Raw genomic sequence first — 19,998 nt, 5'->3', positions numbered from 1 at the left:
AGGTTCGAATTGGAGGACCCGGCGTGATCCGCAACGCGAGAAAAGACACGCTGATCGCCTATGTCCTGATCGCACCCTTCGTGGCGATCTACGGGCTGATCTTCGTCTACCCGACGATCGACATGTTCATCCTGTCCTTTCAGGATGCGCCGCTGATCAGCTTCGGGCCGCAGACCGCAGAATGGACCGGTCTCGACAACTATACCCGTCTGCCAGATGACCGGCGCTTCGACACGGCCTTTTGGAACACGGCCTATTTCGTGCTGCTCAGCGTGGTTCCGGGGACGCTCGTGGCGCTTGCCATCGCCTTGGGCATCACGCGGCTCTCGGGGCGTCTTCAAGCACTCGTGCTGGCCTTGTTCTTCCTGCCCTACATCCTGCCGGTCTCTGTGGTCTACCGGATCTGGGACTGGACGCTGAATTTCCAATTCGGCATCGCCATGCATCTGTTCGATGCCTTGGGCATCGATCGTGTGCCGATCTTCAAGACCTCGACCTGGTTCATGCCCGCCGTGGCCTTCGTGACGATCTGGTGGACCTGCGGGTTCTCCATCCTGTTGTTTCTCGCGGGTCTGAGGGCGATCCCGACCGAAATCTACGAGGCGGCGGAACTGGATAATGCCGGACGCTGGACCGTCTTCCGGAAACTGACGTGGCCGCTGTTGTGGCCCGTCACGGCGCTGGTCCTGACGATCCAGCTGATCCTTCAGCTCAAGATCTTCGACCAAGTTTACCTGTTTTCCATAGGGGGGCGACCGAACGACAATCTGGTGATGGTTTACTACATCTACCAGCGCGCGTTCCAGAGTGACGACGGCGGGCGCGCTGCAGCCATCGCGGTGGTGCTCTTCCTGGTCGTCATCGTGGTTTCGGTGCTGAACTTCCAGCTTCTGCGCCTCGCGGAGCGCAAGACATGACCCCGACCACGACGCGACGCTACAACATCGCCGGAGCGATCATCACGATCCTGACGGTGATCGCCGCGATCATCTGGGCCTTCCCGATTTACTGGGGCATCGTCTCGTCCTTCAAGCTCGAGGACGAGGTCGTGCGCCCCTATATCGAACTCTGGCCCGAGAACCCAACTTTACGGCACTACTGGTTCGCCTTGACCGAGACGCAGATCGGCAGCTGGTACATGAATTCGGTGGCCACGGCCCTTGGGGTAACGGTGCTGACCGTCTCCACCTCGCTCTTGGTGGGCTATGCCATCAGCCAGCTCCGGTTTCCCGGTCGGAGCCTGCTGTGGTGGCTGATCCTGGCCAGCTTCATGGTCCCCACGCAGGTTCTTATCATCAACCATTTCGTGCTGATCGCGAATATGGGCCTGTTGAACACCTGGGCGGGGATCATCCTGCCGCAACTCATCCACCCGGTGATCATCATCGTCTATAAGCAGTTCTTCGACCAGGTTCCGAAAGAATTCCGCGAGGCGGCCGTGATGGACAACGCCTCTGAGTTCCGGATCCTGACCAAGGTCTACATTCCGATGAACTGGGGCGTGACCACGGCGCTTTCCATCGTCACCTTCATCTGGGCCTGGAACGCCTTCCTTTGGCCGTTCCTGGCGGTCACGCGGACCGAGATGATGACCATCACGGTCGGCATCACCCAAGTTAGTGACGCCTTCGGCGTCTATTACGCGCGGCAGCTGGCCTCGGCCGTGCTCGCCGGTTTCCCTGTCGCGCTCGCTTACCTGCTCTTTCAGCGGCGGGTAACGCAGGCCATCACGCTCAGTGCGGGGATCAAGGGGTAAGACATGGCAGATATCGCACTGCAGAACGTCTCGAAGAGCTTCGGCGCCGTCGAGGTCATCAAAGACATCAGTCTCGAGGTAAAGCAGGGAGAATTCATGGCCTTTCTCGGGCCGTCTGGTTCGGGAAAGTCCACCCTGCTGCGCATGATCGCTGGTCTCGAGTCCATCGACCGCGGCAAGCTTCTGATCGGCGGTCGAGAGTGCCAGGCTCTCGCCCCGGGCCAACGAAACGTGGCGATGGTCTTCCAGAACTACGCCCTTTATCCCCACATGACCGTGCGCGACAACATGGCCTTCGGACTGCGCAATATCGGGATGAAGGAGAAGGACATCGCCGCCCGGGTCGCGGATGCCGGGCGTATCCTCGAGATGGAGTCGCTTCTCGACCGCCGCCCGAGCCAGCTGTCGGGCGGGCAGCGCCAGCGGGTGGCCATTGGCAGGGCGATCGTCAAGGAGCCCGCGGCGTTTCTCTTCGACGAACCGCTGTCAAATCTCGACGCTGCGCTCCGGGTGCGCACGCGGGTCGAGCTCGCGCAGCTGCACCAGCGCATCGCGGCCACGATGATCTATGTCACCCACGACCAGACCGAGGCCATGACGCTCGCCGACCGGATTGTCATCCTCAACAATTGCCGGATCGAGCAGATCGGCACACCGATGGAGGTCTACACTTATCCTGCCTCGCGCTTTGTCGCCGGTTTTGTCGGAAGTCCGGGCATGAACTTCATGAAAGCGGACGTGGCGATTTCTGGCAGAGAGGCTGTTGCCGTCCTCGGCGACGGATCGCGCGTGACGATGAACATTTCGATCCCGGATGGCGGCACATACGAGCTGGGGATACGCCCCGAAGCGGTGCACGTCACAACAGGCGAAGGTGACACGAAGGGTGAGGCCACTGTGGTGGAGCACCTTGGGGACAGGACGCTGGTCCATACCCGCCTAAGCGACGGCACCTCGGTCATCGCGCTCGACGGCGGACGCTCGCAGGTCGCGCCAGGGGACAGCGTGGCCCTCCGCTTCGATACCACCCAGTTGCATCTTTTCGATTCCACCGGTCGCGCCCACCACGCAGATTGACGGGGATTCGCCTCTGTCCGGAAGCACGGCATAAGCGATGCCACGTTCTGCAAAGTGGCGGTGAAAGTATGGCGCCGTGGAAGTGTCCGAGACCAAGCGGCTGAAAACGTCCGTGACCGAGACTGCAGAGCTGAAGAAGGTGCTGCCGGAGCAGGTGCTGGCGACGTCCCAATGCGTCAACCTCTCGTCGTTCGTCAAGAGGCCCGTGTGATCGCAGTCTCGACGATAAAGCGGCTCGGTCAGGGTCAGTGTGAGCAAGCTCTCGCACAGGGCTACCCGAGATAAACTTTGCTCGCAGGGTACCCAACCCGGGGCTTGGATCGTGTTGCAAGGAAAAAGCCCAGGGTCAGTGGTCCAACCCTGCCGACAAACATGACGGCGATGATCACCGCGCGACCGAAGCCGTCCAGCTCTCCGGTGGTCCCCCGTGACAATCCGACCGTACCGAAGGCCGAGGTGACCTCGAATGCAAGATCGATGAAGTCCCCATCGTGGGACAGGGTCACGAGGAAGATCGCGACCAGAACGGTCAGCAGGCTTACCATGGTCAGCGCCAGAACCTTCATGATCTCTTCGGCACCGATACTCCGCCCGAAGACGTGCAGCTGCTGACTACGCCGGAAGAAGGCGACGGTCGCAAGAAGAAGGACGATAAAGGTTGTCACCTTGATGCCTCCGGCCGTCGAGGTGCTGCCTCCACCGATCACCATGAGGGACATGAACATCATGGAGGTGCTGTCATGGATGCCGCCGATGTCGACGGTGTTGAAGCCAGCGGTGCGGGTCGTCACCCCCTGGAACCAGCTGGCCCACAGCCTGTCACCGGTACTGGCAAGCCCGCCGAGCGTCGCAGGGTTGGTCCATTCCAGTGCAGCGAAGGTCAGCACGGACCAGACGATCAGAGCCAGAGTGCCGACCAACATGAGCTTTGTGTGCAGCGAGAACGCTTGCCAGCGGCGCTTGCCGTAGGCCTCGGTCACCACGATGAACCCCAGCCCGCCGAAGATGAACAGCGCCGGGATCGTGAGGTTGACTACAGGGTTGCCCACATAGCGCGACAAACTGTCGGGAAAGAGCGCAAAGCCCGCGTTGTTGAACGCCGAGACAGTATGGAAAAGCGCCTGCCACAGCCCCTCGCCCCAGCCGAATTCGGGCACGAAGACGGCGGACAGCAGCGCCACTCCCAAGAGTTCGCAGGCCAGCACAGTCTTGAGGATCCCACGAACGAGGACCAGCAGGTCGCTGATCGAAGTCTGGTTGAGATCCTCACGCAGGAAGATGCGCTGCGAGATCGTCACCGGAAGACCCAGCATCGACAGCAACAGCACGGCAAAGGTCATCAACCCCAGCCCACCCAGCTGGATCAGCACCATAATGACCCCCTGACCGAAGAGGGTGAACTGGCTGCCGGTGTCCGAGACCACGAGGCCGGTCACCGTCACGGCCGAGGCGGCGGTGAAGATCGCGTCCGACCAGGTAATCGGCATCGCCGTCGCTGCGGGCACCATCAGCAGAGCGCCACCCAGGACGATCAGCACCGCATAGAGACCGGCGAGGATCGCGGGCGGGGGCAACTGCATGCGCCATACCCCCTTTGACCATACGGGCCGCATCGGCGCTCAGAGCCCGTCCGCGAAGCGGCGCAGGTTTTCCCTGCGTCCGAGGAGCAGCAGCTTGTCGTCCGCCTTGAGTTCGGTCGCCCCGGCCCGGCAGTCCACATAGTCGCTGCCGCGCATGAGCCCCAAGGTCCAAAGCTCGAACTTCTCGGACAGGCCGATCTTGTCGATGGGCGTACCGTCGAGACTTTGGGGCACGCGGAAGTCCACCACGTGGAAGCCGTTACCGAGGCTCACGTAGTCGCGGACCAGCGGGTTGTGCAGCATCTGGGCGATATGGCGACCGATCTCCTGCTCGGGCAGGATCACCCGGTCGGCACCAAGCTTGGACAGAATCCGATGATGCGTGCGGTTCATCGCCTTCACCCAGACCGTGGGCACGCCAAGCATCTTGACGTTCATGGTGCAAAGGATGTTGGCGTCGAGCTCTTCGCCGATGGCGACGACGGCAACATCGTAGCTGCCCACTCCGACCTCGCGCAGAGCCTGGTCGTCGCGGCCATCGGCGATCACCGCTTCGGCAATCGTGTCGGCGACGCGTGAGACGTTGCGTTCCTGCAGGTCGATCCCAAGCACGTGGTTGCCGAACCGGGCCAACTCAGACGCGACGGTTGTGCCGAAGGTTCCGAGGCCGATGACGGCGAAACTGCGAGACTTCGGTTTGGGCATGATGGCCTCCTTGCAGAAATCAGGAGGTAGAGCCGGGCATCAGAACTGTCAATTGGCAGCGTAGCCGGGAGCCAGCCTTTAAAATCAGTATCATCGACAAGGGGACCGCAGGTCGCGGCCAGGACTTGCCGCTGATGGAAGAGCGCGTCGCTGCCGTGCTGCTTCCCCGAAACGCTCTTGGAATCGTGAGGCATCGTCGGGCAGGCCAAGGTCAGCAAAGGCCGGCCAAGCTATGGACGGGTGCCCACGCATTCTGTCCCCTCGAGGTGAGGTCACTGTTCAGTGACGAACGCTCAGGCCCACTCGAGCAAATAGTCGCCTCGCCCGAGCTGGCCCGGTCGGAGACAAACAATCTGGCACTTTTCGACCGGCATGCTGAGGAAAGCCTGAACAGGAAGCCCCTCGATCAGATGTCGGAGGGCGAAGTCAATCACTCTTCAATCTGCCTAACCCGGATGAGGCCCGTCAAATCGTATCCCATTTCACGCGCCTTGCCTTTGAGCATGTCAATCGTCGGCTCATCCACCGACATCTTGCGCGTAAGGAACCATAAATAACGGCCACTCGGTTCGCCGACAATCGACCAAGAGTAGTCGTCCGAGTGATCCAGGATCCAATAGTCGCCTTTGAATGGCCAGAAGAAGGTCACTTCAAGTTTCGCGGGGTCCCCTGCGATCGAAGCGGTTCCTTTAGTAGTCGATGTCTCGCCGTTTCTTTGGCATCGATTTGTAACCCCGATCAACCCGTCGTCGCGCAGCTCATATTTCGCGGTTACGTTCATGCAATCACGTTCAAAGGAATGGTCGAAGCGCGCCTGTTCGTACCAAACGCCGAGGTACCTGCTCAGCTCAACCGGTTTCTTCGGCTCCGGCACGTTCGGGTTGGCGACCTCTGGGCGCTGGATCGCAGCACACCCGGCGAGGAGTATTGCAACGACGGCTGAGGTGAGCGTAAGTCTTTTATTCAAAATGGCTTTCCTTCAACGCCGCTCTGCAACGTTCGTTCATAGGTCAATATTCCGAGTGCGTGTTTCTTGCCGAACGTATCCGGGCCGCACGGTGCTATCAAAGCGACAGGCGACGCGCAGCCTGTGCGCGCCGCCACGGTAGCGTTGTCCAAGCTACGAGGCGATCAATCCTCCCACTTGGGAAGGTTCTTCAGTTCCTCCTCGGTCATGGAGGTGGTGAAATCACCGTTATCGAAGGTGAGCTCGTCGAGCGAGACAACAATATCGTCGTCGCCAATGTTCAGAAAGCCTCCGGCTTCGACGACAGCTGCGACGGGCTCGCCGGAATCGTTGACCAAGATCTCCTCGATTTCACCGATTTTTTTGCCATCTGCCCCCATGATGTCGGCGTCGTCGATGCTGTGAAGCGAGGACACGTCCATCGTTTGTGCCGATGCTGCGCCGGCCATGAGGATGAGCGAAAGAGCGGGCAAAGTGATGTGGCGCATGATGCCTCCGATTTATTGCGGTTCACACCGACAATGTTCGTCGATCCTTGAGGTTCCATTCTAAAAGCTGGAAGGCGCCCCAGGGGCCGGAGCACCTGCTGTGACAAGAAACGCCACCCGAAGGCAGGGCGAAGCGAATACCCTGGACGTCCGAGTCAGCACCTCACTGAACCTCACCGAGGAGCTTTGGCGAAAAGCGCCGGCCGCGTGCGCGACACCGCCGAGACCGAAGCTGAAAGTGGGGCGCAAATCGAATACACCATCTGAGCCTAGGCACGCTGGCTGGGGCAAGGGGAGAACGGTGACGCCTTGTCGCGTATATGGAACGATCCGAGGTGCCACCGAAGCGACTGTTCGAGGTTCAGACCGGGATGCGCGTGGTGTGCTTCACGCGGCGTAGCACGAACATGGTCGAGGCAGTGGCAACGCAATCCAGTTCGTGGATGCGGGTCATCAGGATATTCTCGAGATCTGGGATATCCTTCACCACGATATGCAGCAGGTAATCCCAGTCGCCCGAGATCGAGTAGACCTCGACGATCGCGGGCTCAAGGTCCATCGCCCTTTGGAAGGCCGAGCGCGCGTCGGCGTCCTGCGCCTTCATCCGCACCTGGCAGAAGGCGTCCATGCCCCGCCCGACCTTGGCCGGATCGACCAGGCGCACCGGCGTGCTGACCACGCCGGCCTCTTCCAGTTCACGCAGGCGTCGCCAGCAGGTGGCGCTCGAACTGCTCGTCTGCCGCGCGAGCTCGCTCATGCTGATCGAGGCGTCGGATTGCAGGATGGCAAGCATTCGGGCTTCGAGCGGCGATATCTTTGTCATGGCGTTCGCAATTATTGTGAATCTGAAACATGTGTTTCAAGAAGTGCGTGAACGTGATCCTATTAGAGATGGGGTTTCACCCGCAAGGCCTATTCTATGCGCGGAGGACGCGGCCCGGCCGCGACGAGCTTTGGGAGGAGCCGATGACCGATCAGACACCCATTCTGGGCGACTACGAACTGTCGGACCGCTACACCCGAACCGAGGGCCGAGTCTTTCTGACCGGCACGCAGGCGATCCTGCGCATTGCACTCGACCAGGCTCGTCGCGACGAGGCCGCAGGCCTCGACACGCGCGGCTTCATCTCGGGCTACCGCGGCTCGCCGGTCGGCGGGATCGACCTCGAGGTGGCGCGGAACCGCGCACTGGTGGATGCCGAGGGGATCGGCTTCGTACCCGCCGTCAACGAGGAACTCGCAGCCACTCAGATCATTGGCACGCAGCAGGTCGAAACGGATCCGGACCGCACATGCGCCGGGGTCTTCGGCCTGTGGTACGGCAAGGGACCCGGGGTCGACCGGGCCGCAGATGCGCTCAAGCACGGCAACGCCTACGGGTCCTCGCCGCATGGCGGGGTGCTGGTGGTGGCGGGGGACGACCATGGCTGCGTCTCGTCCTCGATGCCGCACCAGTCCGACGTCGCCTTCATGAATTTCTTCATGCCGACGATCAATCCGGCCAACGTGGCCGAGTTCCTGAGCTTCGCCGAATGGGGTTACGCGCTGTCGCGCTTCTCGGGCATGTGGGTGGGGTTCAAGGCAATCTCGGAGACCGTCGAGTCGGGCATGTCCTTCGAGCTGCCAAATCCCCGCTCTTTTGTGGCGCCCGACTACGAGCCGCCCAAGAGCGGATTGCACTACCGATGGCCGGACCTTCCGGGACCGCAGATCGAGGAGCGGATGGAAGCCAAGAAGGCTGCGGTCCTTGCCTTTGCGCGCGCCAATCCGATCGATCGCAGCGAATGGGGGCACGAGGCGCATTTCGGCATCGTCACCACCGGCAAGTCGCATCTCGATGTGCTCGAGGCGCTGCGGCTGCTGGGCATCGACGAGGCGCGCGCGGCCGAGATCGGCCTCGACATCTACAAGGTCGGCATGGTCTGGCCGCTGGAGCACCACGGCGCCTTGGCCTTTGCAAAGGACAAGCGCGAGTTGCTGGTCATCGAAGAGAAGCGGGGCATCATCGAAAGCCAGCTCAAGGAGTATTTCTACGACTTCCCGGGACAGAAGCCCGAGCGGATGGTCGGCAAGCGCGACGAGACGGGCAACCGTCTCATCCCCTGGACGCACGAACTCGGCGCAGTCATGCTCGCCCGGCACATCGCGGCGCGGCTGGAGCGCAACTTTCCCGACCTTGACCTTGTGAGCAAGGCCGCGCACGCGGTACCCGACCCCGCGCCGATCCTCGTAGAGGGGGCCGCCCGCACGCCCTACTTCTGCTCGGGATGCCCGCACAACACCTCGACCAAGGTGCCCGAGGGCAGTCAGGCGCTGGCCGGGATCGGCTGCCATTTCATGGCCAGCTGGATGAACCGCAACACGACCTCGCTGATCCAGATGGGCGGTGAGGGGGTGAACTGGGTCTCCCGCTCCAGGTTCAACGGCAACAAGCACGTCTTCCAGAACCTCGGCGACGGCACCTATTACCATTCCGGCTCTCTGGCTGTCCGGCAGGCGATCGCCGCAGGGACCAACATCACCTACAAGATCCTCTACAATGACGCCGTGGCGATGACCGGCGGGCAGCACGTGGATGGCCCGCTGAGCGTCGCGGCCATCGCGCAGTCGATGGTGTCTGAAGGCGCCAAGAAGGTGGTCGTGGTCTCGGACGACCCCGACGCGCTGCGCCGCGAAGGGCTGCCGGCGGGTGTGCCGGTGGAGCATCGCCGCGATCTCGACCGGGTGCAGCGCGAGCTGCGCGACATCCCCGGTACCACCGTGCTCATCTACCAGCAGACCTGCGCCACCGAGAAGCGCCGGCTGCGCAAGCGCGGCAAGATGGAGGACCCGAAGAAATTCGCGGTGATCAACCCGCTGGTCTGCGAGGGCTGTGGCGATTGCTCGGTGGAATCCAACTGCCTGAGCGTCGAGCCATTGGAGGCCGAGTTCGGCCACAAGCGGAAGATCAATCTCAACACCTGCAACAAGGATTTCACCTGTCTCAACGGCTTCTGCCCGAGCTTCGTGACCGTCGAGGGGGCGACGCTGAAAAAAACCGATGCGGCCGGGAAGGAGGCACTCGCCCAGCTGCAGGCGGCTCTGCCGGAGCCTGAGCTGCCCTCTCTCTCCCAGCCTTGGGACATTCTCGTCACCGGGGTCGGCGGCACGGGGGTGGTCACCGTCGGCCAGCTCATCGCAATGGCGGCGAACCTTGAGCAAAAGGGGGCCTCGGTGCTCGACTTCATGGGGTTCGCCCAGAAATTCGGCCCGGTGCTGAGCTACCTGCGCGTGGCGGCCTCCGAAGCGGTGCTGAACCAGGTGAAGATCGAGCCGAGCTCGGCCCATGCGCTGATTGGCTGCGATCTGGTGGTCAGCTCCTCGCCAAAGGCCTCTGCCACTTATCGCAAGGGCGAGACGCGGGCGGTGATCAATACCGCCATTATGCCCACCGGCGATCTGGTGCAGAACCGCGACGCCGATCTCAACGCGGGCGCGCGGCTGGAGGCGATCCGCGCCACCGTCGATGCGGCGTCGCTGCAGAGCTTCGACGCCAACACGCTGGCCGAAGCGCTGCTCGGCGACAGCGTCTTTGCCAACGTGATGATCCTTGGCGCGGCCTGGCAGGCCGGGCTGGTGCCGCTGGGACTCGAGGCCTTGATGCGGGCAATCGAACTCAACGGCGTGAAGCCGGCGCAGAACAAGGACGCCTTCACCTGGGGGCGGGTGCTGGTGCATGACCGTGGGGCGGTCGAGCGCGTCGCCGACCTGCCCGCCAGCCCGGTTCTGACGCTGGACGAGATGATCGCGCGGCGGGCCGAGTTCCTGACGGGCTACCAGAATGCCGCCTGGGCGCAGGAGTACCTGTGCGAGATCGGCAAGGTCCGCAAGGCCGAGACCGCCGCCACCGGCGCAGGCGGGGCATTGACCGAGGCGGCGGCCAAGGGACTCTTCAAGCTCATGTCCTACAAGGACGAATATGAAGTGGCGCGGCTGCATACGCAGACCGGCTTCCAAGACGACCTTGCCGCGCGTTTCGACGGGCCGTTCAAGCTGGTCCACCACATGGCACCGCCGGTTCTCGCCGGGGGACGGGATGCGCGCGGGCGGCCCCTCAAGCGCGCTTTCGGGCCCTGGATACGCCCTGCGATGCGCCTGCTCGCGAAGATGAAACCGCTGCGCGGCACCGCGCTCGATCCCTTCGGCTACAGTGTCGAGCGAAAGATGGAGCGCGCTCTGATCGCCGAGTACCGCGCCTTGCTGGACCACCTCACCGCCGGGCTGACCTTCGAGAACCGCGATGAGCGCGCCGCAAAGGCGGCGCTGGTGATGGACATCCGCGGCTTCGGGCCGGTGAAACGGGCCGCGGCGATGGGGGTCAGGGCGCAAATGGCCGAGATCTCCGCTGATAACGGCACGCAAAGTGACAGAAGCTCTGCAATCATGTGACATATCGCGGAGGCTGGCGTAGACTGGGGTCGTGCGCCGCATCGGGCGCCGCCGCAGGAGGGCGTTTAATGAACAAGGCCGTGATATCAGAGGTGCGCGATCTGACCGGTGATCCGCTGGCGCTTGCCGAACTGTCGGCCACAGATGCCCCGCGCGCCCCGGCTTTCATCGTCACGATCTACGGCGACGTGGTCGAGCCGCGCGGCGGCATGCTCTGGATGGGCACGCTGATCGAGTGTTGCGCGCGCCACGGGTTGAACGAAAGCCTCGTCCGCACCGCGGTCTCTCGCCTCGTGGGGGCCGGGCGACTCGAGGGTGTGCGGATCGGGCGGCGCAGCTTTTACCGCTTGTCCGAACCCGCGCGGGCCGAGTTCCGCGAGGCGGCCCGTCTGCTGTTTGCACCGCCGCCCGAGCCCGAAGACTGGCTGCTGTGCCTGTCGGACGCGCTGCGCGACGTCGATCTGCCGCTGCCCTGGGCCCGGCTTGCGCCCACCGTCGCGCTCGCGCCCAATCGCGAGGACATTGCGCCGGTGGCGGGTGTCCTGCTGCGCGCGAAGCAGCTTGACGGACATGGTGATCTTGGCCAGCTCGCTTCGGAACGCTGGGGCCTGTCCGGGGTTGCCGAGGCCTATGCCAGCTTCCTCGCCCGCCATGGTGCGTTGCGCGATCTGCTGTCCGCAACTGTCCCGCTTTCGCCGGAGGACGCGCTCGCCCTGCGTTTGCGACTGGTGCATGACTACCGCCATGCGGCACTCAGCGACCCGCGTCTGCCACGTGCCGCTTATCCTCACGACTGGCGCGCCGACGAAGCCCGTAGGCTCTTTGTCGCGGCCTATGTCGGATTGTCGAAGCACGCGGAAAGCCATGTAAGTGCGAGATTTCTCAGCCCCGAGGGACATCTTGCGCCCTGCAATGAGGAAACCGAACGCCGGCTGTTCCAGCTGCGGCGCGAAGCAGCTGCGTGATCCGCGGGGCAGGGGGTCTGTCGATACATCACGCAGAAACTCAATTGATGCTTAACATGTGCTGTATGTCGTGCTATTTGTTTGACCGATCGGTCGATCATTGATGGTCGACCTCGATTCTCGAGGGAGGAGGATACGGATGTCCGAGGCATTCATCTGCGACGCGATACGCACACCCGTCGGTCGCTATGGCGGCGCGCTTTCGGCTGTCCGCGCCGACGATCTGGCGGCCGTACCGCTGGCCGCCCTGATGGCGCGCAATGCCTCGGTCGACTGGGCCAGCGTCGATGACATCATTCTCGGCTGCGCCAACCAGGCCGGCGAAGACAACCGCAACGTCGCGCGCATGGCCGGGCTGCTGGCAGGCCTGCCGATCGAGGTGCCGGGCACCACGGTCAATCGCCTCTGCGGCTCTGGCATGGATGCGATCGGCCTCGCCGCGCGCACCATCCGCGCCGGCGATGGCGACCTTCTGCTGGCGGGCGGCGTCGAGAGCATGAGCCGCGCGCCCTTCGTGGTGGGCAAGGCGAGCTCGGCTTTCTCGCGGAATGCCGAGATGTACGACACCACCATCGGTTGGCGCTTCAAGAACCCCAAGCTCGACAAGGCGTTCGGCACCCATTCGATGCCCGAGACCGCCGACAACGTGGCCGAAGACTACGGTGTCAGCCGTGCTGACCAGGACGCCTTTGCCATGCGCTCTCAAGATCGTTGGGAAGCGGCTCAGAAGGCCGGCGTCTTCGCCGAGGAGATGGTTCCGGTGACGATCCCGCAGCGGAAGGGCGATCCGCTGGTGGTGGACACCGACGAGCACCCGCGCCCTGGCACGACGGTCGACAAGCTGGCCAAGCTGCGTGGCGTGAATGGCCCGGACCTCAGCGTCACCGCCGGCAATGCCTCGGGCGTGAACGACGGCGCGGCGGGGGTGATCGTCGCCTCCGAGGCGGCGGCGACCAGGAATGGCCTGACGCCGCAGGCGCGCATCGTCGCCATGGCGGCGGCAGGCGTCGCGCCCCGCGTGATGGGCATCGGTCCGGTCCCCGCGACCCGCAAGGTGCTCGCCCGCGCCGGCCTGACGCTCGACCAGATGGATGTCATCGAGCTCAATGAGGCCTTTGCGGCGCAGGGGCTCGCGGTGCTGCGCGAGCTTGGCCTGCCGGATGACGCCCCCCGTGTGAATGCCAACGGCGGCGCCATCGCCATGGGCCACCCGCTCGGCATGTCCGGCGCGCGGCTGGTCCTGACCGCGACCCGGCAGCTCCACCGCACCGGCGGCCGCTACGCCCTTTGCACCATGTGCGTGGGCGTGGGGCAGGGGATCGCGATGATCCTCGAACGTATCTGACCCCCTAGGAGGAGGCACGACCATGTATGCACAGATGGTGAAATCGGAAGGCATGAAGTCGCTCGAGGAGATGACTCCCGAGGAGCGCGCCTTTCAGGAGCGGGTCGACCGCGGCGAGAAGATCGAACCCAAGGAGTGGATGCCCGAGGGCTACCGCAAGACGCTGATCCGCCAGATCGGCCAGCACGCGCACTCGGAAATCGTCGGTCAGCTGCCCGAGGGCAACTGGATCACCCGGGCGCCGACGCTCGAGCGCAAGGCGATCCTGCTGGCCAAGGTGCAGGACGAGGCCGGGCACGGGCTCTACCTCTACTCCGCCGCCGAGACGCTGGGCGTGTCGCGCGACGAGCTGTTCGAAAAGCTGAACTCGGGCGCGATGAAATACAGCTCGATCTTCAACTACCCCACGCTGACCTGGGCCGACATGGGCGCGGTGGGCTGGCTGGTCGACGGCGCGGCGATCATGAACCAGGTGCCGCTGCAGCGCACCTCCTACGGCCCCTACAGCCGCGCGATGATCCGCATCTGCAAGGAAGAGAGCTTCCACCAGCGGCAAGGCTACGCGATCATGATGAAGATGGCGCGGGGCACGCCCGAGCAGAAGGAAATGGCGCAGGATGCGCTCAACCGCTTCTGGTACCCCTCGCTGATGATGTTCGGCCCGTCCGACAAGGACTCGGTGCACTCCGCGCAGTCGATGGCGTGGAAGATCAAGATGAACACCAACGATGAGCTGCGCCAGAAATTCGTCGACGAGACGGTGCCGCAGGCCGAGTACCTTGGCCTCACCGTCCCCGACGAGACCCTCAAGTGGAACGAGGAGCGCGGTCATTACGATTTCGCCGAGCCCGACTGGAACGAGTTCTTCGAAGTGATCAAGGGCAACGGCCCCTGCAACGAGGAGCGTCTCGGCGCCCGCCGCGAGGCCTGGGACAAGGGCGCGTGGTTCCGTGACGGGCTGACCGCCTATGCCGAGAAGGCCGCCGCGCGCCGCGCGGCATCGAACGTGGCCGCCGAGTAAGCGCTCGCATTGAGGAGGATGTGACATGACCAAGAAAGAATGGCCGCTCTGGGAGATCTTCATCCGGGGCCAGCACGGGCTGAACCACCGCCACGTCGGCAGCCTACACGCACCGGACGCCGAGATGGCGATCAAGAACGCCCGCGACGTCTACACCCGCCGCAAGGAAGGCGTGTCGATCTGGGTGGTGCCCTCGGCGGCGATCACCGCTTCGGCGCCCTCCGAGAAGGGCCCGCTCTTCGATCCGGCGGAGAGCAAGGTCTACCGCCACCCGACCTTCTTCGACATCCCGGACGAAGTGGGGCACATGTGATGCCCTCGCTTCCCGATGCCGCAACGCCGGATGTGGCCCGGCTCGCCGAGCGTGCCGCTGCCGCGCAGACGCATGATCCGCACATCGCGGACGTGGCGCTGAAGCCCGCCTTCTTCGACTGGCTCTGCCGGATGGGGGACAATTCGCTCATCCTCGGCCACCGCATCTCTGAATGGTGTGGCCACGGCCCGGTGCTGGAAGAGGACATCGCGCTGGCCAACACCGCGCTCGACCTCATCGGCCACACCCAGATGTGGCTCGGCCTTGCTGCCGAGGTAGAAGGGGCGGGGCGCAGCGCCGATGACCTGGCCTTCCTGCGCGACGCGATGAAGTTCCGCAACCTCAAGCTGGTCGAGCTGCCGAACGGCGACATGGCGGTGACGCTGATGCGCGAGTTCCTCTTCGATGCCTTCCACTACGAGCTGCTGACCGCCCTGACCAAGTCGTCGAGCCCGCGCGTGGCCGAGATCGCCGCCAAGGCACTCAAGGAGGTGTCCTACCACCTCGAGCGGTCGTCGGATCTCGTGGTCAGGCTGGGCGACGGCACCGAGGAAAGCCACGCCCGGATGCAGGCGGCGCTGAACAAGGTCTGGCCCTACACCGGCGAGATGTTCGCCGCCGACGCGGTGGACGAGGCGGTGGCCGAGGCCGGCATCGCGCCCGCGCTCGCCGACCTGCTGCCACTCTGGCAGCAAACCGTCGGCGAGGTGCTGGACGAGGCGACGCTGGTGCAGCCCGAGCAGCGCTTCGACGCGCAGACCGGTGGCAAGCTGGGGCGGCACACCGAGCACCTCGGTTACATCCTTGCCGATATGCAGTTCCTGCAGCGCGCCTACCCGGGCGCAAGCTGGTAAGCCGATGAGCGCGGTTCTGCCATCCACCCAGCAGGTCTGGGACTGGCTGGGCGAGGTGCCCGACCCCGAGATCCCGGTGGTCTCGGTCACCGAGCTGGGCATCGTGCGCGAGGTCCGCTGGGACGGGGACACGCTGGTTGTGGCGGTGACGCCGACCTATTCCGGCTGTCCGGCGACCGGGGTGATCGACCTGATGATCGAGACGCAGCTGCGCGAGAAAGGCATCACCGATTTGCGGCTGGAACGCCGCCTGTCGCCGCCCTGGACCACGGACTGGGTGACCGAGGCGGCGCGCGACAAGCTGCGCGCCTATGGCATCGCCCCGCCGGTCGACGGCACCGCCTCGGACGGTCTGATGGCGGGCCGTGCGACGCGGCTGTCGGGGCGGTCGAACCTGGTGATCGCCTGCCCGCGCTGCGGCTCGTCCCACACCGAACGGGTCAGCCAGTACGGCTCGACCCCCTGCAAGGCCAGCTACCGCTGCCGCGACTGCCTCGAGCCCTTCGACTACTTCAAGTGCCACTGAGCCATTCCGGTGCCCCGGCGGGGCACCCCCGACGCATTTCCCTGTCCAGACAGGAGGAGGTCTGACATGCCCCGTTTCCATCCCCTCGAAGTGACCGATGTCCGCCGCGAGACCCGCGATGCGGTGGTGGTCACCCTCAAGCCGCGCGCCGAGGACGCCGAGAGTTTCGGCTTCACCCAGGGCCAGTACCTGACCTTCCGACGCGAGTTCGACGGCGAGGAGTTGCGGCGGTCCTACTCGATCTGCGCCGGGCTCGACGAGGGCTGCCTCAAGGTCGGCATCAAGCGCGTCGACGGCGGCGCCTTCTCGACCTGGGCCAACGAAAACCTGAAACCCGGCGACACGCTCGACGCGATGGTGCCGCAGGGGCGGTTCTTCACCGTGCTCGATCCGTCGAGCGCCAAGAGCTACCTCGGCTTTGCCGGGGGCTCGGGCATCACCCCGGTGCTGTCGATCATCAAGACCGTTCTGTCGCGCGAACCCAACGCCACCTTCACGCTGGTCTACGCCAACCGCCAGGTCGGCTCGATCATGTTCCGCGAAGAGCTGGAGGATCTCAAGAACACCTATCTCGGGCGCTTCGCGGTGATCCACATCCTCGAGAGCGAGGGGCAGGAGATAGACCTCTTCACCGGGCGCATCGACGCCGAGAAGATGGAGATGCTGTTCCGCCTCTGGATCGATGCCGAGGGCGTGGACACCGCCTTCATCTGCGGCCCCGAGCCGATGATGCTGACGATTGCCGAGAGCCTGCGCCAGGCCGGGCTGACCGACGCGCAGATCAAGTTCGAGCTTTTCGCATCTTCGCAGCCGGGCCGCGCCAAGACGCGGGCTGTCTCGCAGCAGGCCGCCTCCGCGGGGAACACCTGCGAGGTTTCGGTCACGCTCGACGGCGCGACCCGCACCTTCCAGATGCCGAAGGACGGCACTGCCGTGCTGGACGCCGCCATCGAGAACAACATGGACGCGCCCTATTCGTGCAAGGCGGGCGTCTGCTCGACCTGCCGCGCCAAGGTGCTCGAGGGAGAGGTCGAGATGGAGATCAACCACGCGCTCGAGGACTACGAGGTGCGCGCCGGCTACGTGCTGTCGTGCCAGTGCATTCCGCTCTCCGACAAGGTGGTGCTCAGCTATGACGAATGACACCGATACCATGCCCATCGCCGAGTATCTCGCGCAGGGCGGCAAGCTGACCTCTCCCGAGAACGTGCCGCCGCGCTATCGCGGCGAGCTGTTGCGGCTGATGTCCTCCTTCGTCGACAGTGAATTGGCGGGGTCTGCGGGCTTTGCCGGGGCGATCAACTGGGCGCCGGGGATCAAGGCGCGCATCGCCGCCAGCCGGATCACGCTCGAGAAGGCCGACCATGCCGAGCGCGTGCTCGAGCTGATGGAGGGCTTCGGCACCGACAAGGCGCTCTACGAGCGGGCCCACGACTGGGCCGCGCGCGAGAGCCGTGAAAGTGCGCTCGAGGCGAAGCGCCACGGCGGCGACATGCGGCTTTCAGTCTTTCACTACCCGCTGACCGGCTGGACCGACGCGGTGGTGATGAACGTGCTCATGGGCCTCGCGACGCAGCATGCCGTGGGCGAGCTGGCGCGCAGTTCGTACCAGCCGCTGGCCGAGGTGCTGCGGGAGATCCTGCCGCGCGAGAAGCGGCACATGAAGCTGGGGATCGAAGGGCTCGAGCGGATTGGGGCGACGGACGAGGCCAGAGCCTCGGTCGCCTACTGGATGCCGCGCGTTGCCGAGACCTTCGGCCCGGCAACATCGGAGCGCTTCGAGAAGCAAAAGGCCATGGGCCTGCGCCACACCGACAACGAGACGCTGCGTGCTGCGTGGCGCGCCGAGGCGGAAAGCGTGCTTTCCGGTCTTGGCCTGAACTGAACAGGAAGGACGAGCAAATGCTGGATACGGGACGCACCGCGCGCCGCCTCGAGAGCTATATGCAGGGTGCCTGGCGCGCCGGCGACGGGGAGGGCAAGCCGCTCGCCAATGCCGGGACCGGCTCTGTCCATGCCTATATCGGCTCGGAGGGGCTCGATTTTGCCGGGGCCTTGGCCTGGGGCCGCGAGGTTGGCGGCAAGGCGATGCGCCAGTACACCATCCACGAGCGAGCGCTGATGTTGAAGGCGATCGGCCTCAAGCTGATGGAGATGAAGGACGAGTTCTACGCCGAGAGCCTCGCCACCGGCGCCACGGCTCGCGATGCCTGGCCGGACATTGATGGTGGTATCGGTACCATGCTCACTTTCGCCTCGAAGGCACGGCGCGAGCTTCCCAACGCCAAGGTCATCCCCGAGGGCGCGGTCGAGGGTCTGTCGCGCGACGGCAGCTTTGTCGCTCAGCACATTCTCGTGCCGGTGCACGGTGTGGCGATCCACATCAACGCCTTCAACTTCCCGGTCTGGGGGATGCTGGAAAAGATCGCCCCCGCGCTGATCGCTGGCATGCCGTGTCTCGTGAAGCCCGCCTCGGCCACGGCCTATCTCACCGAGCTGGTGGTGCGGCGGATCCTTGAGATGGGCATCCTGCCGGACGGCGCGCTGCAGATTGTCTGCGGCGGCGTCGGCGACCTGCTGGACCACGTGACCGGGCAGGATATCGTCACCTTCACCGGCTCGGCCACCACCGGGTGCAAGCTGAAGTCGCACCCTACGATCGTCGAGAACTCGGTGCGCTTCACCATGGAGGCCGACAGCCTCAACGCCGCGATCCTCGGCCCGGACGCCGTGCCGGGCACGCCGGAGTTCGATCTTTTCGTCAAGGAGGTGCACCGCGAGATGACCGCCAAGGCGGGGCAGAAATGCACCGCGATCCGCCGCGTCCTGGTGCCCAAGGCGCAGGAGCGGGCGGTGATCGAGGCGCTTTCGCAGCGGTTGGCGCAGACCCCGGCGGGTCTACCGGACGATGCCAATGCCCGAATGGGAGCACTGGCCTCGCTCGGGGATCGCGACGGCGTGCGCGAGAAGATCGCCGAGATCGCCCGCGAGGCGGAGATCGTCTTCGGCGATCCGGAAAAGGTCGAACTGGTCTCGGGGGATGCCGAGAAAGGCGCGTTCATGAACCCGGTTCTGCTGCGCTGCGCCGACCCGATGACGGCCACGGCTCCGCACGATATCGAGGCCTTTGGCCCGGTGGCGACGGTGATGGGCTACGAGGCTCTCGATGAGGCGGTCGTTCTGGCGATGAAGGGCAAGGGCTCGCTGGTCTCGTCGGTCTTCACCAATGATGCTGAGGTGGCGTCGGAATTGGTGCTGGGCATCGCGCCCTTCCACGGGCGGGTGATGCTTGGCAACCGCGACAGCGCCAAGAGCTCGACCGGCCACGGGGCGCCGCTGGCACCTCTGGTGCACGGCGGGCCGGGTCGCGCGGGTGGCGGCGAGGAGATGGGCGGCATGCGCGGGGTGAAGCATTTCATGATGCGCACCGCCGTGCAGGGCACGCCGAGGCTGCTGTCTTCTGTGACTGGCGAATGGGTCGCGGGCGCACCGGCCGAGCAGGGAACACACCCGTTCCGCAAGTCGCTGGCCGAGCTGAACATCGGCGACCAACTCGTCACCGAGCGCCGGGTCATCACAGAAGAGGACGTGGAGCATTTCGCCCATTTCACCGGCGACACCTTCTATGCGCACATGGACAGCGGCGCGGCGAAAGCCAACCCGTTCTTCGACGACCGCGTGGCGCATGGCTACCTTATCGCGTCGTTCGCGGCGGGGCTTTTCGTGCAGCCCGATCCGGGCCCGGTGCTGGCCAACTACGGCGTCGACAACATGCGCTTCCTGACACCCGTGTATTTCGGCGACAGCCTGCAGGTGCAGCTGACGTGCAAGCAGATCAACCCCCGCGAGGGGACGGTTTACGGCGAGGTGCGCTGGGATTGCCGCGTCACCAACCAGAACGACGAGGTGGTGGCCGAGTACGACGTGCTGACCATGGTGGCCAAGAGCTGGCCGCTGCCGCAGGAGGGCTGAA

The 19,998-nt window shown here is 64.5% G+C and carries 18 protein-coding genes; 13 read left to right on the top strand and 5 right to left on the bottom strand.

Features of this window, described 5'->3' with window-relative positions:
• Positions 1 to 23: 23 nt before the first annotated feature.
• Genes CEW88_RS22940 through CEW88_RS22930 form a run of 3 tightly spaced genes read left to right on the top strand, consistent with a single transcriptional unit; the run spans position 24 to position 2,833 of the window.
• On the top strand, positions 24 to 917 hold the full coding sequence (locus CEW88_RS22940; protein ID WP_108970709.1) for a carbohydrate ABC transporter permease: 894 nt from the start codon (positions 24 to 26) through the stop codon (positions 915 to 917).
• Positions 914 to 1,756: a carbohydrate ABC transporter permease gene (locus CEW88_RS22935; RefSeq protein WP_108970708.1), complete on the top strand. Its 843-nt coding sequence runs from the start codon at positions 914 to 916 to the stop codon at positions 1,754 to 1,756. The genes CEW88_RS22940 and CEW88_RS22935 overlap by 4 nt, the downstream gene beginning before the upstream one ends.
• 3 nt (positions 1,757 to 1,759) lie before the next feature.
• Positions 1,760 to 2,833 (top strand): ABC transporter ATP-binding protein, encoded by a 1,074-nt coding sequence (locus tag CEW88_RS22930; protein ID WP_108970707.1) that lies wholly within the window; start codon positions 1,760 to 1,762, stop codon positions 2,831 to 2,833.
• A gap of 272 nt (positions 2,834 to 3,105) precedes the next feature.
• Here the strand turns inward: CEW88_RS22930 and CEW88_RS22925 are convergent, their stop codons facing one another.
• From CEW88_RS22925 to CEW88_RS22905, 5 genes are all read right to left on the bottom strand, one after another.
• Positions 3,106 to 4,413 (bottom strand): TrkH family potassium uptake protein, encoded by a 1,308-nt coding sequence (locus CEW88_RS22925; RefSeq protein WP_108970706.1) that lies wholly within the window; start codon positions 4,411 to 4,413, stop codon positions 3,106 to 3,108.
• Positions 4,414 to 4,452: 39 nt separating this feature from the next.
• Positions 4,453 to 5,118 carry a potassium channel family protein gene (locus CEW88_RS22920; RefSeq protein ID WP_108970705.1) on the bottom strand — a complete coding sequence of 222 codons (666 nt, stop codon included), beginning with the start codon at positions 5,116 to 5,118 and terminating at the stop codon, positions 4,453 to 4,455.
• Between the two features lie 430 nt (positions 5,119 to 5,548).
• Positions 5,549 to 6,085, bottom strand: coding sequence for a lipocalin family protein (locus CEW88_RS22915; RefSeq protein WP_254694599.1), 537 nt, complete (start codon positions 6,083 to 6,085; stop codon positions 5,549 to 5,551).
• A gap of 164 nt (positions 6,086 to 6,249) precedes the next feature.
• Positions 6,250 to 6,573 carry a PRC-barrel domain-containing protein gene (locus tag CEW88_RS22910; protein ID WP_108970703.1) on the bottom strand — a complete coding sequence of 108 codons (324 nt, stop codon included), beginning with the start codon at positions 6,571 to 6,573 and terminating at the stop codon, positions 6,250 to 6,252.
• Between the two features lie 361 nt (positions 6,574 to 6,934).
• Entirely contained in the window at positions 6,935 to 7,396 is a 462-nt protein-coding gene (locus CEW88_RS22905; RefSeq protein WP_108970702.1) for an Lrp/AsnC family transcriptional regulator, read from the bottom strand.
• Positions 7,397 to 7,539: 143 nt separating this feature from the next.
• On the opposite strand from CEW88_RS22905, the gene CEW88_RS22900 reads away from it, so the two are divergent.
• The 10 genes from CEW88_RS22900 to paaZ all read left to right on the top strand — a co-directional run bounded on the left by CEW88_RS22900 (position 7,540) and on the right by paaZ (position 19,997).
• The gene (locus CEW88_RS22900; RefSeq protein WP_108970701.1) at positions 7,540 to 11,001 is read left to right on the top strand and encodes an indolepyruvate ferredoxin oxidoreductase family protein; all 3,462 of its coding nucleotides are present in this window, start codon (positions 7,540 to 7,542) and stop codon (positions 10,999 to 11,001) included.
• 68 nt (positions 11,002 to 11,069) lie between these two features.
• Positions 11,070 to 11,966 (top strand): PaaX family transcriptional regulator C-terminal domain-containing protein, encoded by an 897-nt coding sequence (locus tag CEW88_RS22895; RefSeq protein ID WP_108970700.1) that lies wholly within the window; start codon positions 11,070 to 11,072, stop codon positions 11,964 to 11,966.
• Between the two features lie 139 nt (positions 11,967 to 12,105).
• Positions 12,106 to 13,311 carry a 3-oxoadipyl-CoA thiolase gene (pcaF, locus tag CEW88_RS22890; RefSeq protein ID WP_108970699.1) on the top strand — a complete coding sequence of 402 codons (1,206 nt, stop codon included), beginning with the start codon at positions 12,106 to 12,108 and terminating at the stop codon, positions 13,309 to 13,311.
• 22 nt (positions 13,312 to 13,333) lie between these two features.
• On the top strand, positions 13,334 to 14,332 hold the full coding sequence (gene paaA, locus CEW88_RS22885; protein WP_108970698.1) for a 1,2-phenylacetyl-CoA epoxidase subunit PaaA: 999 nt from the start codon (positions 13,334 to 13,336) through the stop codon (positions 14,330 to 14,332).
• A 25-nt stretch (positions 14,333 to 14,357) separates the two neighbouring features.
• Positions 14,358 to 14,645 carry a 1,2-phenylacetyl-CoA epoxidase subunit PaaB gene (paaB, locus tag CEW88_RS22880; protein ID WP_092428283.1) on the top strand — a complete coding sequence of 96 codons (288 nt, stop codon included), beginning with the start codon at positions 14,358 to 14,360 and terminating at the stop codon, positions 14,643 to 14,645.
• Positions 14,645 to 15,499, top strand: a complete 855-nt coding sequence (paaC, locus tag CEW88_RS22875) for a 1,2-phenylacetyl-CoA epoxidase subunit PaaC (protein ID WP_108970697.1) — start codon at positions 14,645 to 14,647, stop codon at positions 15,497 to 15,499. The genes paaB and paaC overlap by 1 nt, the downstream gene beginning before the upstream one ends.
• Before the next feature lie 4 nt (positions 15,500 to 15,503).
• The gene (paaD, locus tag CEW88_RS22870; RefSeq protein WP_108970696.1) at positions 15,504 to 16,025 is read left to right on the top strand and encodes a 1,2-phenylacetyl-CoA epoxidase subunit PaaD; all 522 of its coding nucleotides are present in this window, start codon (positions 15,504 to 15,506) and stop codon (positions 16,023 to 16,025) included.
• 66 nt (positions 16,026 to 16,091) lie between these two features.
• Positions 16,092 to 17,168, top strand: coding sequence for a 1,2-phenylacetyl-CoA epoxidase subunit PaaE (gene paaE / locus CEW88_RS22865; protein WP_108970695.1), 1,077 nt, complete (start codon positions 16,092 to 16,094; stop codon positions 17,166 to 17,168).
• The gene (locus CEW88_RS22860) at positions 17,158 to 17,910 is read left to right on the top strand and encodes a Phenylacetic acid catabolic protein (RefSeq protein WP_108970694.1); all 753 of its coding nucleotides are present in this window, start codon (positions 17,158 to 17,160) and stop codon (positions 17,908 to 17,910) included. The genes paaE and CEW88_RS22860 overlap by 11 nt, the downstream gene beginning before the upstream one ends.
• Before the next feature lie 17 nt (positions 17,911 to 17,927).
• A complete protein-coding gene (gene paaZ / locus CEW88_RS22855) occupies positions 17,928 to 19,997 on the top strand; it encodes a phenylacetic acid degradation bifunctional protein PaaZ (RefSeq protein ID WP_108970693.1) in 2,070 nt (689 codons plus the stop codon).
• Position 19,998: the final 1 nt, after the last annotated feature.

Origin of the sequence: Alloyangia pacifica (genome assembly GCF_003111685.1) — a bacterium.
GTDB lineage: Bacteria > Pseudomonadota > Alphaproteobacteria > Rhodobacterales > Rhodobacteraceae > Salipiger > Salipiger pacificus_A.
This window is presented reverse-complemented; position numbering and strand designations above follow the sequence as displayed.